General features: G+C 71.1%; 12 protein-coding genes. 3 read left to right on the top strand and 9 right to left on the bottom strand.

The features are described from left to right. Position 1: 1 nt before the first annotated feature. The 5 genes from parE to JJI54_RS18560 all read right to left on the bottom strand — a co-directional run bounded on the left by parE (position 2) and on the right by JJI54_RS18560 (position 5,452). Entirely contained in the window at positions 2 to 2,017 is a 2,016-nt protein-coding gene (gene parE / locus JJI54_RS18580) for a DNA topoisomerase IV subunit B (protein WP_203074553.1), read from the bottom strand. Between the two features lie 84 nt (positions 2,018 to 2,101). Beyond that, positions 2,102 to 2,620: a MaoC family dehydratase gene (locus JJI54_RS18575; RefSeq protein WP_203074552.1), complete on the bottom strand. Its 519-nt coding sequence runs from the start codon at positions 2,618 to 2,620 to the stop codon at positions 2,102 to 2,104. 53 nt (positions 2,621 to 2,673) lie between these two features. Next, a complete protein-coding gene (locus tag JJI54_RS18570; RefSeq protein ID WP_203074551.1) occupies positions 2,674 to 3,609 on the bottom strand; it encodes a hypothetical protein in 936 nt (311 codons plus the stop codon). Next, positions 3,606 to 4,901, bottom strand: a complete 1,296-nt coding sequence (locus JJI54_RS18565; RefSeq protein WP_203074550.1) for a TRAP transporter large permease — start codon at positions 4,899 to 4,901, stop codon at positions 3,606 to 3,608. Before JJI54_RS18565 ends, JJI54_RS18570 begins: the two co-directional genes overlap by 4 nt. Next, positions 4,898 to 5,452, bottom strand: coding sequence for a TRAP transporter small permease (locus JJI54_RS18560; protein ID WP_203074549.1), 555 nt, complete (start codon positions 5,450 to 5,452; stop codon positions 4,898 to 4,900). Before JJI54_RS18560 ends, JJI54_RS18565 begins: the two co-directional genes overlap by 4 nt. A gap of 74 nt (positions 5,453 to 5,526) precedes the next feature. On the opposite strand from JJI54_RS18560, the gene JJI54_RS18555 reads away from it, so the two are divergent. Continuing rightward, positions 5,527 to 5,901 (top strand): carboxymuconolactone decarboxylase family protein, encoded by a 375-nt coding sequence (locus JJI54_RS18555; RefSeq protein ID WP_203074548.1) that lies wholly within the window; start codon positions 5,527 to 5,529, stop codon positions 5,899 to 5,901. A gap of 11 nt (positions 5,902 to 5,912) precedes the next feature. Here JJI54_RS18555 and JJI54_RS18550 read toward each other — a convergent pair whose 3' ends face one another. Next, positions 5,913 to 6,911 carry a TRAP transporter substrate-binding protein gene (locus tag JJI54_RS18550; protein WP_203074547.1) on the bottom strand — a complete coding sequence of 333 codons (999 nt, stop codon included), beginning with the start codon at positions 6,909 to 6,911 and terminating at the stop codon, positions 5,913 to 5,915. 108 nt (positions 6,912 to 7,019) lie between these two features. Here JJI54_RS18550 and JJI54_RS18545 point away from each other — a divergent pair, with 108 nt between their 5' ends. Next, complete coding sequence (locus tag JJI54_RS18545; protein ID WP_203074546.1) at positions 7,020 to 7,799, top strand: enoyl-CoA hydratase/isomerase family protein; 780 nt, start codon at positions 7,020 to 7,022, stop codon at positions 7,797 to 7,799. Here the strand turns inward: JJI54_RS18545 and JJI54_RS18540 are convergent. From JJI54_RS18540 to JJI54_RS18530, 3 genes are read right to left on the bottom strand one after another with little or no spacing between them, the layout of a single operon-like run. Beyond that, on the bottom strand, positions 7,786 to 9,051 hold the full coding sequence (locus JJI54_RS18540) for an amidase (RefSeq protein WP_203074545.1): 1,266 nt from the start codon (positions 9,049 to 9,051) through the stop codon (positions 7,786 to 7,788). The genes JJI54_RS18545 and JJI54_RS18540 overlap by 14 nt on opposite strands. Beyond that, entirely contained in the window at positions 9,048 to 10,439 is a 1,392-nt protein-coding gene (locus JJI54_RS18535; RefSeq protein ID WP_203074544.1) for a phenylacetate--CoA ligase family protein, read from the bottom strand. The genes JJI54_RS18540 and JJI54_RS18535 overlap by 4 nt, the downstream gene beginning before the upstream one ends. Before the next feature lie 14 nt (positions 10,440 to 10,453). Further along, the gene (locus tag JJI54_RS18530) at positions 10,454 to 11,785 is read right to left on the bottom strand and encodes an MmgE/PrpD family protein (RefSeq protein ID WP_226381898.1); all 1,332 of its coding nucleotides are present in this window, start codon (positions 11,783 to 11,785) and stop codon (positions 10,454 to 10,456) included. 71 nt (positions 11,786 to 11,856) lie between these two features. On the opposite strand from JJI54_RS18530, the gene JJI54_RS18525 reads away from it, so the two are divergent. Beyond that, positions 11,857 to 13,089: an acetyl-CoA hydrolase/transferase family protein gene (locus tag JJI54_RS18525; RefSeq protein ID WP_203074543.1), complete on the top strand. Its 1,233-nt coding sequence runs from the start codon at positions 11,857 to 11,859 to the stop codon at positions 13,087 to 13,089. Position 13,090 lies beyond the last annotated feature (1 nt).

Below are 13,090 nucleotides of genomic sequence, written 5' to 3'. Positions count from 1 at the left end.
GTCAGGCGTCCACCGATTCCTCGTCCACCCGGGCGGCATTGTCCTGGATGAAGCGGAAGCGCAGTTCCGGGCGGCGGCCCATCAGCGCCTCGATCAGCTCCGACGTCCGGGCGCGCTCCTCGCTCGGCAGCACAACCCGCAGCAGGGTGCGGCGCTTCGGGTCCATCGTGGTTTCCTTGAGCGACGCGGGCGGCATCTCCCCCAGGCCCTTGAAGCGGCTGACATCGACCTTCTGGTTGGCCTTGAATTCCCGCTTCAGCAGCCGCTCCCGGTCCGCATCATCCTTGGCATAGACGGTCTTGCCGGGCGCCTGCAGGCGGAAGAGGGGGGGCTGCGCCAGGAAGAGGCGGCCCTGGCGGACCAGTTCGGGCAGTTCCTTGTAGAAGAAGGTCATCAGCAGGGCCGCGATATGGGCGCCGTCCACATCGGCATCCGTCATGATGACGATGCGGCCGTAGCGCAGCCGCGCCAGGTCGAAGCGGTCCCCGGCGCCGCAGCCCAGCGCCTCGATCAGGTCGCGCAGCTCCTGGTTCTGGCGCAGCTTGTCGGCGGAGGCTGAGGCCACGTTCAGGATCTTGCCGCGCAGCGGCAGCACCGCCTGCGTCTCCCGGTCCCTTGCCTGCTTGGCGGAGCCGCCGGCGCTGTCGCCCTCCACCAGGAACAGCTCCGTGCCGTCCACGCCTTCGCGGGAGCAGTCGGCGAGCTTGCCGGGCAGGCGGAGCTTGCGGGTCGCGGATTTCCGCGGCGTCTCCTTCTGCTCCCGCCGGCGGATGCGCTCCTCCGCCCGCTCGATGGTCCAGGCCAGCAGGTTGTCCGCGTTGCCGGGGTCGCCGGCCAGCCAATGGTCGAAATGGTCGCGCAGCGCATTCTCGACCAGGCGCGCGGCCTCCGGGCTCGTCAGCTTGTCCTTGGTCTGGCCCTGGAATTGCGGGTCCCGGATGAAGACGGAGCACATGCCGGCCAGGCCGCCGAAGAGGTCCTCCGCCGTCACGGAGGCGGCGCGGCGTTCCTTCTTCAGCTCGCCATAGGCGCGCAGCCCCTTCACCAGCGCGGCGCGGAGCCCGGCCTCATGCGTGCCGCCCTGGGGGGTGGGGATGGTGTTGGCATAGGTGGAGAGGAAGCCATCGCCCTGTTCCACCCAGGTGATGGCCCATTCGGCGCGCCCTGCGCCTTCCGCGAAGCCGACCTCGCCCGCCCAGGGCTGCGGGACCACGGTGGCGCGGCCCTCGATGGAGGTGGCGAGGAAGTCGCGCAGCCCGCCCGGGAAATGCAGGGTGGCGCTGGCGGGGGTGTCGGTGCCCTCCACCAGCTTCGGGTCGCAGTTCCAGCGGATCTCCACGCCCTTGTAGAGATAGGCCTTGGACCGGCAGAGGCGGTGCAGGCGGGCGGGCTGGAAGAGCTGCTTGCCGAAGATCTCGGGGTCCGGCTTGAAGCGGACCTGCGTGCCGCGGCGGTTGTGGACGGCTCCCAGGTTCTTCAGCTTCTGGACCGGCTTGCCCTGTTCGAAGGCGTGGCCGAACAGCGTGCGGTCGCGCGCGACCTCCACCTCCATCCGCTCCGCCAGCGCATTGACGACAGAGGAGCCGACGCCGTGCAGGCCGCCCGAGGTGTCATAGGCCTTGCCGGAGAACTTGCCGCCGGAATGGAGCGTGGTGAGGATCACCTCCAGCGCGGAGAGCTTGGGGAATTTCGGGTGCGGGTCGATCGGGATGCCGCGGCCGTTGTCCCGCACGGTCAGCCAGTTGCCGGCCTCCAGCGTCACCTCGATGCGGTCGGCATGGCCGGCCACGGCCTCATCCATCGCATTGTCGATGATCTCGGCGGCCAGGTGGTGCAGCGCATTGTCGTCGGTGCCGCCGATATACATGCCCGGCCGCCGGCGCACGGGCTCCAGCCCCTCCAGGACCTCGATGTCCTTGGCGGAATAGTCGGAGCCGCCCGCGGCAGGGGCGGGCGCCTTGGCGGCAGGCTTGGCGGCCGCCTTGGAGGGGCCGCCGCGGGAGAAGAGGTCGTTCATGCTGTGTTCTCGGTCCGGGGGCCAAGATAGCGACCGGGACCGCCCGGCACAACCAACTCCCCGGAGTCGAGCGGGGCGGGCCGGTCAGTAGCCGGCCTTCTTCTCCACGTCGAAGCCGCGCTTGGCGATCAGCATCATGCGATCGAATTCGCAGACCAGCTTGCGGTCCTGGTTGTAGCCGCGGGTGCGTACCGCGACGATCCCGGCATTGGGGCGGGACTTGGACTCCCGCTTGTCGAGCACCTCGCTCTCCCCGGAGAGCGTGTCGCCGGCAAACAGCGGAAACGTCAGCTTGATCTCCTTCCAGCCGAGATTGGCGATGGCCTTCTGGCTGACGTCGCTCACGCTCATCCCCACCAGCAGCGCGACGGTGAAGGGGGAGCAGATGATGCAGCGGCCGAATTCGGAGTGCTTGGCGTATTCGGCATCGAAATGCATGGGGTGCTGGTTCATCGTCAGCAGGGTGAACCAGGTGTTCTCCGTCTCCGTGATGGTCCGGTTGGGGCGGTGTTCGTAGATGTCGCCGACCTGGAAATCCTCGAAGTAGCGGCCGAAGCTTTCGCGGAAGCGCTGGGGTGCCACTTCCGTGTGGGTCTGTACCATGCGGCGTCTCCTGATTTGTCCGGACAAATTCATAGCCGAGACGCCGCGCGCATTCAACGCCGGCGGCGGGCAATCGCGCGGTAGCTGGGCGCCACCAGGCTCGGCATGATGAAGAGGGTGAGCTGGGCGGCGGAGATGATGAGGCTGAGGTCGCCATCCCCCGGCGCGCCGATGGCGGCCAGCAGCAGCACGTTGTTGCGCGACCCCGTGACGAGGGCGGCGGAGAGCGCGGCGGCGACGGCGGCCCGCTGGAAGACCAGGTAGCCGATGACCTGCAGGACCATGTTGAGGCCGAGCGCGAAGGCCAGCATGGCCGCGAAGGTGGCGGGCCGCGCCATCAGCGCCGGGCCCACGCCATCCATGCAGGGGATGGCGGAGACGGTGATCAGCAGCACCACGGCCGAATCCAGCCCCGGCGCGGCGCGGCGGATGGCGGGGCGGCCGAAGATGCGCACGGCCAGGATCGCGCCCGCGAAGCTGCCGCCGACCAGCACCGCGAGCCGCTGCGCCATGCCCAGCGGGTCGACCTGTGCGCCCACCCCCATCAGCGATGCCACCATCGGCAGCCAGGCCGGCGCCAGCGCGTTGGAGGGGATGCCCACCACGGTCAGCAGCGCGCCATCGGCGCCGAGCAGGATGGCGAAGGCGGAGGCCGACATGACGGAGGGCGTGGCCGCGATCAGCACGGCGGCGGCCAGGAAGGGCGAATCGGCGGCCAGGAAGGGACTGAGCGCCAGCCACACCATCACGGGGACGATGACGGTGACCCAGGCGAGGATGAGGATCGCGAGCAGCGGGCGGCGGAGCACCGCGCCGAAATCCGCGGGCTCGATCCGCAGCAAGGCCACCATCATCGTGCCGATGGACAGCAGCACGAGCCAGGGGCGCATCGCACTCGCGAGGTCCGGCAGCGCGATGCCGATGAAGGCCCCCGCCGCGATCAGCGGCAGGCCATGGCGGCGGATGAGGCCGCCAAGGCGTTCCATCATCCGCGCAGCGATTTCGGCAGCGCCGTGACGATATCCGGGGCCAGGGTGATCAGGGCGGTGAAGACCATCATGATGACGCAGAAGGGCCAGGCATAGGCGGCGATCCTGAAGATGCCCTCCTTCGTCAAACCCTGGATGACGAAGAGGTTGAAGCCCACGGGCGGCGTGATCTGCGCCATCTCGATGGTGATGATCAGGAAGACGCCGAACCAGATCGGATCGAACCCCGCCGCGACGGCCAGCGGCAGCGTCACGGGCAGCGTCATGACGATGGCGGAGAGGCCATCCAGGATGCAGCCCAGCGCCAGGTAGAAGAGCAGCAGCACGAAGATCAGCATCCAGGGATGCAGGCCCCAGGCCTGGATGGCATTCGCCACATCCGCCGGCAGGCCGAGCCGCGCCATGGCCTTCGACAGGAACAGCGCGCCGACGATGATGAGCCCGATCATGGAGCAGGTGCGCACCGTGCCGAGCAGCGCGCCCCACATGCCGGCCAGCGTCAGCGTCCGCTGCGCGATGGCGACGATGAGTGAGCCGAGCACGCCGATCGCGGCCGCTTCCGTGATGCTGGCGAAGCCGAAATAGAGGCTGCCCATGACGAACAGGATGAGGAAGGCGATGGGGGCGAGCTGGCCGAGGGCGAGCAGCGCTTCCTTGCGCGGAATCGCGGGCTCCTGCGCCGGCACCAGGCTCGGGTCCTGCCACGACCGGAAACCGATCCAGCCCATGAACATCATCGCGAGCAGCAGGCCCGGCACGATGCCGGCCATGAACAGCTCCAGGATCGAGACATCGGCGACGACGCCATAGACGATCATCGGGATGGAGGGCGGGATGAGGAAGCCGAGCGTCCCCGCGCCGGCGAGCGACCCCACCGCGAGCCGCCGGTCATAGCCGCGGCCGAGCAGCTCCTGCAGCGTGATGCGCCCGACGGTCGCCGTGGTGGCGGCGCTGCTGCCGGACACCGCGGCGAAGAGGGTGCAGCCCAGCACGTTCACATGCAGCAGCCGCCCCGGCAGCCGCCGCGTCCAGGGCGAGAGGCCGGCGAAGAGGTTCTCCGACAGCCGCGTATGGAACAGGATCTCCCCCATCAGGATGAAGAGCGGCAGCGTGATGAGCTCGACGGCGGTGGAACTGGACCAGATGTCCCCGGCGAGGAAGCGGTCCACCCGCATGTCGCGGAAGACCTCCAGCGCCACGATGCCGATCGACATCAGCCCGACACCGACCCAGACGCCACCCGCCAGGGTGACGAAGAGCATGCCGAGGACGAGGGTGAGGGGGCCGGTCATTCGACGCCTCCGCCGGAAAGGGCTGCCTTGGCCTCGACATCCTGCCCCAGCAGCAGCCGCACCAGGCGCGCGACGAAGGCCAGCACCAGCAGCGTGACGCCGAGCGTGAGGAAGCCCTGCGGGATCCAGAGCGGCGTCGCCATGGGGTAGAAGGAGGTGGAGCCGAAATCGATGGTGCGCAGCCATTGCTGCCAGAGTGCCCAGCAGGCGTAGCCGAGCACGCCGATGGCGAAGGTGCAGCCGGCCATGTCCAGCAGCCGCGCCGCCGGCGCGGGCAGCGCCTGCAGCAGGATCGCCACGCGGATGTGCCCGCCCTGCCGCAGCGTCCAGCCCGCGCCGCAGAACAGCACCATGCATTGCAGGTAGATCGCGTATTCCACCGCCCAGGGCTGAGACCAGGCGAAGAAGGAGGTGGCGATGACCTCCGTGATCAGGATCAGCGCGAGCAGCGCGGCGGCGATGCCGGCGACCCAGGCGCCGATGGTGCAGGCGCCATCGACCGCGCGCAGCAGCAGGTCGAGCGGGCCACGTCCCGATGCGGGTTCAGTCATGGATCACGCGGCCTTCTCTCCTGGCTCGAATCACGGCCCAATGGGGGGGCATCGGTGCGGCGCGAGGCGTGGACATGGACGAAGCGGACAGGCATTTCGGGCAGACCATCGGCGGCGTGCCGGACAGCGTCGCGCTGCTGCAGCGGCACGCGCCGGAGGCCTTCGCCGCCTATCTGATGGCGCGGGAGGCCGCCTATCGCCTGCCGCCGGAGGGGCACCTGCCGCTCGCCAGCAAGGAACTCGTCTTCATCGTGCTCGACGTGGTGGCCGGCCATGTGGAGGGCGCGATCGCCCATGCCGAGGCGGGGCTGCGCGCCGGCCTGACGCCCGGGCAGATCATGGAGGCCTTGAGCATCGCCATCCTGATCCATGGCCATCAATGCTGGGCGCGCGCCGGTGCCGCCGTGATGCGCCATGTCGAGCGCATGACGGCAACGGGGGAGGGCTGACACGCCGGCCGTCAGGCCCGGCCGACGCGCTGGCGGAACTGCTGCAGGATCGGCGCCGCCACCGGATTGGCGCGGGCGAATTCGTCGCCCATCGTCGCCGTGGCCTGGCGCACCGCCTGCAGTAGCGCCGGCGCCGGGTCCTCCACGATCATGCCGTTCTGCTGCAATTCGCCCATGCGCAGCGTGTGCTCGCCCTTGGAGACGTTCCAGAACTCCGGCTCCAGCCGCTTTCCGAGATCGGCGATGGTGGTGCGCGTCGCGGCCGGCAGGCGGCGCCAGGCATCGTTGTTCACCACCATCAGGTTCGTCGCCCAGAGGTGGTTCGTGACGTAGGCGTGCTTCAGGAATTCCCAGTACCGCTGCGCCACGGCCGTCGTGCCGCTGGTCATCACCGCATCGACGCGGCCGGAGGCGAGCGCGGGCACGACGTCCGGGTTGGTCAGCTGCTGCGGCACCATGCCGAGCCGCGTGCACATCTCCGCCGTCACGCGGTCATAGGTCCGCATGCGGATGCCGCGCAGGTCGGCGGCGCTGGCGATGGGGCGCTTGAAATAGAAGAGCTGCGTCGGCCAGGGGCACATGTAGAGAACCGTCTGGTTGCGCCGCTCCAGCTCCCTCTCCCAGATCGGGCGGACCAGGGAGTGCATGATCTGCAGCTCGTCATAGTTGCTGATCAGGAAGGGGATGCTCTCGATGCCGAGGATCGGCAGGTCGCCCACATTCTGGAAGGCGGCGAATTCCGCCATGGGCACCACGCCGTCGCCGACGGCGCGCACCGTCTCGTTCGCGCGGACGCCGAGGGAGCCGCCGGCATGCACCGTCATCTGCACGGCGCCATTGGTGGCGTTGCGCACTTCCGTCGCGAAGCGCTGGGCGTTCACGGTGTGGAATTCGGAAGGGCCCCAGGGGATGGAGATGTCCCATCGCGTCGGCGCCTGCGCCCGCGCCACGCCCGGGGCGGCGGCCAGCGCCGCGGCGCCGGCAACCTTCATCACATCGCGTCGAAGCATCCTGATCTCCCTGCCCGTCTGTCCCTGCCACGGAAGCGAAGCATGGGATGGAGCATCGGACAAGAAATTTGTACGGACAAGTCCCGGCGGCGCGGTTATCGTCGCGCCATGCATGCCCCGATCCGGCTGGCGCGCGACGGCGCCATCGCGACCCTGCTGATCGACAACGCGGCGCGGCGCAACGCCATGTCGCGTGCCATGTGGGCCGCGGTGCCCGCGCTGGTGGCGGAGGCCGTCGCGGACCCTGCCGTCGCGGTGCTGCGCCTGACGGGCAGCGGGGGGCATTTCTGCGGCGGCGCCGACATCGCCGAGTTCGGGGAGGCCTATGCGGATGCGGCCGCCATCGCGCACAGCAACCGCCTGATCCGCGAGGCGATCGAGGCCATCGCGGCCTGCCCCAAGCCGACCCTCGCCACGATCCGCGGCGCCTGCGTGGGCGGCGGGGTCGCCATCGCCCTGGCCTGCGACCTGCGCCTGGCGGCGGATGATGCGCGCTTCGCCGTCACGCCGGTGCGGCTCGGCCTGACCTACAGCCATGCCGATACGCGCCGCCTGGTGCTGGCGGTGGGGTCCAACCGCGCGAAGGAGATGCTGTTCAGCGCGCGGATCGTGGAGGCGGCGGAGGCGGCGCGGATCGGCCTGGTGGACCGGCTGTGGGCGGCCGAGGCCTTCGAGGCGGAGGCCGCGCGCTACCTCGGCGGCATCGCCGCCACCTCCCGCCCCGCGCTGCGCGGCGTGAAGGCCATGGTGAATGCCATCGCCGGCGGCGCGGCGGCGGAAACGCCGGCGCTGGCCGCGCTGTTCGAAAGCCCCTTTGCCGGCGACGACTTCCAGGAAGGCTACCGTGCCTTCCTGGAGAAGCGCCCGCCACGCTTCACCGCGCCCTGAGCAGCCAATCCGCCAGCGCGCAGATCGCCTGCTCCCCATAAGCGGGGCCCATGAGTTGAAGCGAGCAGGGCAGGTCGCCATCCGGCGCCGGCCAGGGGAAGGCCAGCGCCGGCAGGCCCGCGACATTGGCGAGCGCGGTGAAATCGGCTTGGTCCACCGGCACCGGGGCGCCATGCGGGAAGGCGCGCTGCGGCGCCGTCGGCATCAGCAGCAGGTCGCAGCGGTCCAGCGCCCGCAGCGCGCCGGCACGCGCCTCCGCCAGGCGGAACAGGGCCTGCGCGATGCGGACGCCCTTGGCATCCCGCCCATAGGCGAGGGCGGCCCGGAAGCCTGGTGTGGCGGCTTCGGGACCATCGACCAAAGCGGGGTGCAGCGCGGCGGCCTCGGCCTCGATCAGCAGCAGCCCGGCGCGGCGCGTGGCGGTCAGCTCCCAGCCCGGCACGGACACGGGCGCCAGGATGGCGCCGGCCTCCCGCAGCCGGGCCTGCGCCTGTTCCCAGGCCGCACGGATGGCGGGCTCCATCGGGGCGGCCAGCACCGGCTCCGGCAGGCCGATGCGCAGGCCGCGGGGGTCGGCCGGCGCCGCGGGCAGGGCACGCCAGCCTGGCGGCGTGGGGCGGCTGTCGGGGTCGTCCGGATCGTCGCCGGCCATCGCCTCCAGACCCAGCGCGGCGCCTTCGATGCTGGCGGCCAGGATGCCGACATGGTCGAGGCGCGGCGAGAGGGCCACGACGCCGCTGCGCCCGACCAGGCCCGAGGTCGGCTTCAGCCCGATCACGCCGCAATAGGCGGCGGGGAGGCGGACGGAGCCCATCGTATCCGTGCCCACGGCCAGCGGGACGAAGCCCGCCGCGACGGCGGCACCGGAGCCGCCGGAGGATCCGCCCGGCGTGTAGCCCGGGCGCAGCGGGTTCATGCAGCGGCCGAAGCCCGGCGTATCCGTGGTGGCGCCGAGCGCACCCTCATGCATCGCCAACTTGCCGAGGATGACGAGCCCGGCCTCCCGCAGGCGTCGCACCACGGGCGCATCGCGGTCGGCCAAGCGGTGGCGGAAGGCGGCGATGCCGGCGGTGGTGCGCAGCCCCGCGACATCGACATTGTCCTTGATGCCGATGGCCACACCATCCAGCGGGCCGCGCCCGGCAGGCGTGGCGGCCAGCGCGCCGTCGCGATCCACCTGCCAGAAGCTGCCGATCGCGCCATCCTCCGCCGCGATGCGGGCGAGCAGCGCGGGGATGTCGCTCGGCGTCATTTGCGGTCGTCGATCAGGCGGATCGGCTTCTGCCGGCTTTCCACCTGCGTCAGCGCCGCGAGCGAACCCGGCGCGCAGAGCGCCACGCCGATCTCGACGCCGAGGCGGGTGCGCAGCGCGCCTTCCAGCCGGGACTGCAGCGCGGCATCGGCATCGCCGCGCACCTCCAGGTGCACGACCATGGCATCGCGCCCGTCGCTGCGCCCGACGCGGCAGATGAAGTCGCCCGTCGCCGTCTCGCACTGCTCCACCAGCAGCGCGCCGATGCCGGTGGGGAAGAGGTTGATGCCGCGCAGCTTCACCATGTTGTCGCTGCGGCCGAGGAATCCCTTGATGCGGCGGAAGGGGATGCCGAGCGGATTGGCCCCCAGCACTTCCTCCGTCACGTCATGGGTGTTGAAGCGGATGATCGGGAAGATGTCGTCCTTGAAGAGGCAGGTGCAGACCATGTCGCCAAGCGTGCCTTCGGGCACCGGGAGCCCCGTGTCGGGGTCCGCGATCTCCAGCGCATGCGCATCCTCCATCACATGCATGCCGGTTCGGTCGGGGCCCTCGCCGGCGATGATCCCGGTATCGCCGACGCCATACCAGTCATAGACCGCCGCACCCCCCCAGGCGGCGGAGAGGCTCGCCTGGCTTTCGCTGCCGAGATGGGCGCAGATCAGGCGGATGGGCAGGTCGCGTCCGGGTTCCAGCCCTTCCTCCCGCGCCACTTCCGCCAGGCGCTTGATGTAGTCGGCGAAGCCCACGATGGCCGTGGCGCCGAACTGCTTCATGATGAAGACCTGCTGGGCGGAGCGTGTCTCCACCCCCGTGCCGGCGCTCAGGAATCGCGCGCCGACCCAATGCGTCACCGTCTCCCGCACATAATGGCCGCCATTGATCATGCCGTGGCCATAGACGGAATGGACGACGTCGTCCCGCGTCATGCCGGCCAGCAGGTACATGCGGGCGAGCAGGCGGTTCTGCACCTCACGGCTCTTCGGGCCGAAGAGCAGGGGTTGCGGCGTGCCGGTGGTGCCGCTGGTGGTCTGCATGATGATCTGCGGGCGGCGTTCCGGCGGATGCGCGTCCTGCCCGTGGAAGTCGCCGATCGGCGGATAGGCCGCGACGGAGGCCATGAGGTCCGACTTGTCGTAGGAAGGCAGCTTCGGCAGATCGTCGAGGCCCCTGATGTCGCCGGGCTCGATCCCCTTGGCGCCCCAGAGCCGCTGGTAGAAGGGCACCTTCCAGGCGAAGGCGAGGAGCTTGCGGAAACCCGCATCCTGGCGCGCGCGCAGCGCATCCCGCGACAGGCCGCGCAGCGCGCCGGGATAGTCGGCGCCGATGGGGAAGTCCCGCAGCAGCGCCGGATGGTCCATCGCCGTCACATAGTCGAAGACGGTCATGCGGGGCGGCTCCTTCAGGGCAGGATGATGTCGAGCGAGGCGACGGGCGCGCCGCCGGGCAGGGCGAGGGTGGCGGCGATCACATGCTCGATCGCGCCATCGGCCACGCCGGCGCTGCGCATCAGGCGGCGCGCCTTGTCGAGGATCTGTCCGGCGGGCAGCGGGTTCTCCGGATCGCCCAGCGCATCGGGGATGGCGGCGCGGCGGGTCTCGCCATCCGCCAGCGTGACGGTGACGGCGCTGCCGAAGCGGGCGGGATAGGCGGCGGTGAAGGCGGGATCGCGAATCAGCGTGACGCGATCGCGCAGCGCCGCCAGGCCGGGATCCGTGAAGCAGGCGGGCTCGAAGGCATCGAGCGGCGGCGGGCCGTCGCGCAGCGTGACGGCCACGGCATGCTGCAGGGAGAATTTCGACTGGATCACGCTTTCGGGCTGCACGCGGTCGCAGAAGGCGATGGCGTCGGCGAAGGCGGCGACCTCGATGGCGGCGATGGCGCGGCCCGCGACCCAGTCGCGCAGCGCCAGCGCGGCATCGATGGTGGCGTGGCAGTGGCGGCAGGCGGGCCAGGGCTTGAAGCTGGTCTCATGCACCAGCCAGGGCGCCGCCGGATCGGCCAGCACGCGGTCCGGCTTCGCATCCGGCGCCATGCCGGCGAAGAGTCCGAGCGCGCCTTCCAGGATCGCGCGCGGCCCGGTCAGACCATCGGCGGCGAGGAGCGCGGCTTCCAGCCCCATCACCGCGGCGCGGGCGGTGTGCAACTGCTTGGTCATCACCGGTTCCGCCCGGCACTGCCAGACGCCGCCCGCCTGCGTGCCGGCATTGCCCAGCGCCCAGACCGTCCGCGCCTCATCCAGGCCCAGCAGCGACGCCGCCGCGGCGGCCGCGCCGAAGGGGCCGCAACTCGCGGTCGGGTGGAACTGGCGGTAATGCGCGTGGCCCATGGCGCGGCCGATGCGGATCTCGGCCTCATAGCCCCGGATGATCGCATCCAGCAGCGCGGGGCCATCCGCGCCGCGTTCCGCCGCCAGGGCGAGCGCGGCCGGCATGACGACGGGGCCGGGATGCAGGATCGCCTCCCGGTGCACGTCGTCCATCTCCAGCACATTGCCGAAGGCGCCGTTGGCGAAGGCGGCGTCCCGCGCGGTGTGGGCCGCGCCGAGGATCACGCGCGCACCACCCACGGGCTGGCGCGCGGCCTGGCGGCGGAAGACGGCGCCCGTCTCGCTGGCCGCGCCCGCCACCGCGCAGCCGATCCAGTCCAGCAGGTGCAGCGCGGCCCTGTCGCGATCCGCATCGCCGATGGGACGACGCAGCAGCGTGGCGATACCCTCGGTCAAGGTGCCCAAGGCGACGACCCCGTTTGCCAGCAAAGTTGTCCGGACATATCAACGGAAGCCCGCCGAGGACGCAAGCCGCCATGCCGATGATCTCGCCCGCCGCCTTCGCCGATACGCTGCGCCCGGGGATGCGCCTCTTCGTCGCGGGATGCGCGGGGGAGCCGACCGCGGTGCTGGATGCGCTGGCGGCGCGGCCCGGATCGCTGGCGGGCAGCACGCTGCTCGGCGTGCCGATCGCCAGCATCAACCGGCGCGACTGGTCGGCGCTGGCGCCGGTGGAGGCGGCCTTCATGACGCCGGAGCTGCGCGGCGGGCTGGCGGCGGGGCGCGTCAGCTTCCGGCCGCTGCACTATAGCGACGCCTTCGCCTGGCTGCGCGGGCCGGCGCGCGGCGACATGGCGATCTTCCGCTGCGCCGCGCCGCGCGGGGGCAGCGTGTCGCTGGCGCTGACGCATGACTTCGTGCCCGCGCTGGTGGAGGCCGGTGCCGCCCTCGTCGCCGTCGTGGACCCGTCCCTGCCCGACGTGCCGGATGGCGTGCGGATTCCGCTGGACCGCCTGCATGCGCTGGTCGATGGGCCATCCCCGACGCCGCTGCTGCCGGTGGATGAACCCGGCGAGGCGATGGCCGCGCTTGGCCGCCACGTCGCCGGCCTGGTGCGGGATGGCGACACGGTGCAGACGGGCATCGGCACCGCGGTGGCGGCGGTGGTGCAGGCGCTGGCAGGGCACCGGCGGCTGCGCTTCCACGGCGGGATGATCGGCGATGCGGTGCTCGGCCTGCTGGATGCGGGGGTGCTGGAGGCCGCCACCACGGGCATCGCCATCGGCAGCGCGGCGCTCTATGAGCGGATGGGCCGGGAGGGGCGGATTGCCTTCCGTTCCGTCGGCGTCACCCATGATGCCGCGCGCATCGCCGCGCTGCCGTCCCTGGTCGCGATCAATGCGGCGGTGGAGGTCGACCTGTTCGGCCAGGTGAATTCGGAGATGATCGAGGGACGGCAGGTATCGGCCCAGGGCGGCGTGGCCGATTTCGTGCGCGGCGCGCGGCGCGCGGCGGGCGGGCGTTCCGTCATCGCGCTGCTGGCCAGCGGCAAGGGCGGCAGCATCAGCCGCATCGTGCCGCATCTGGCGCCGGGCACGCCGGTTTCGATCACGCGCGGGGATGCCGACATCGTCGTGACGGAGCATGGGGTCGCCGCGTTGCGCGATGCCGATCTCGATCAGCGGGCCGAAAGGCTGATCGCCATCGCCGCGCCGCAGCATCGCGACGCGCTGGCCGATGGCTGGGCGCGGCTGCGCGCGCGGTTCTGAC

The sequence above is a fragment of the Falsiroseomonas ponticola genome (genome assembly GCF_016805305.1).
GTDB lineage: Bacteria > Pseudomonadota > Alphaproteobacteria > Acetobacterales > Acetobacteraceae > Falsiroseomonas > Falsiroseomonas ponticola.
This window is presented reverse-complemented; position numbering and strand designations above follow the sequence as displayed.

What these genes read in the sequence shown, in the direction of transcription:
- parE (WP_203074553.1), bottom strand. Translation starts at nt 2,017, where the DNA reads ATGAACGACCTCTTCTCCCGCGGCGGCCCCTCCAAGGCGGCCGCCAAG.
- JJI54_RS18575 (WP_203074552.1), bottom strand. Translation starts at nt 2,620, where the DNA reads ATGGTACAGACCCACACGGAAGTGGCACCCCAGCGCTTCCGCGAAAGC.
- JJI54_RS18570 (WP_203074551.1), bottom strand. Translation starts at nt 3,609, where the DNA reads ATGATGGAACGCCTTGGCGGCCTCATCCGCCGCCATGGCCTGCCGCTG.
- JJI54_RS18565 (WP_203074550.1), bottom strand. Translation starts at nt 4,901, where the DNA reads ATGACCGGCCCCCTCACCCTCGTCCTCGGCATGCTCTTCGTCACCCTG.
- JJI54_RS18560 (WP_203074549.1), bottom strand. Translation starts at nt 5,452, where the DNA reads ATGACTGAACCCGCATCGGGACGTGGCCCGCTCGACCTGCTGCTGCGC.
- JJI54_RS18555 (WP_203074548.1), top strand. Translation starts at nt 5,527, where the DNA reads ATGGACGAAGCGGACAGGCATTTCGGGCAGACCATCGGCGGCGTGCCG.
- JJI54_RS18550 (WP_203074547.1), bottom strand. Translation starts at nt 6,911, where the DNA reads ATGCTTCGACGCGATGTGATGAAGGTTGCCGGCGCCGCGGCGCTGGCC.
- JJI54_RS18545 (WP_203074546.1), top strand. Translation starts at nt 7,020, where the DNA reads ATGCATGCCCCGATCCGGCTGGCGCGCGACGGCGCCATCGCGACCCTG.
- JJI54_RS18540 (WP_203074545.1), bottom strand. Translation starts at nt 9,051, where the DNA reads ATGACGCCGAGCGACATCCCCGCGCTGCTCGCCCGCATCGCGGCGGAG.
- JJI54_RS18535 (WP_203074544.1), bottom strand. Translation starts at nt 10,439, where the DNA reads ATGACCGTCTTCGACTATGTGACGGCGATGGACCATCCGGCGCTGCTG.
- JJI54_RS18525 (WP_203074543.1), top strand. Translation starts at nt 11,857, where the DNA reads ATGCCGATGATCTCGCCCGCCGCCTTCGCCGATACGCTGCGCCCGGGG.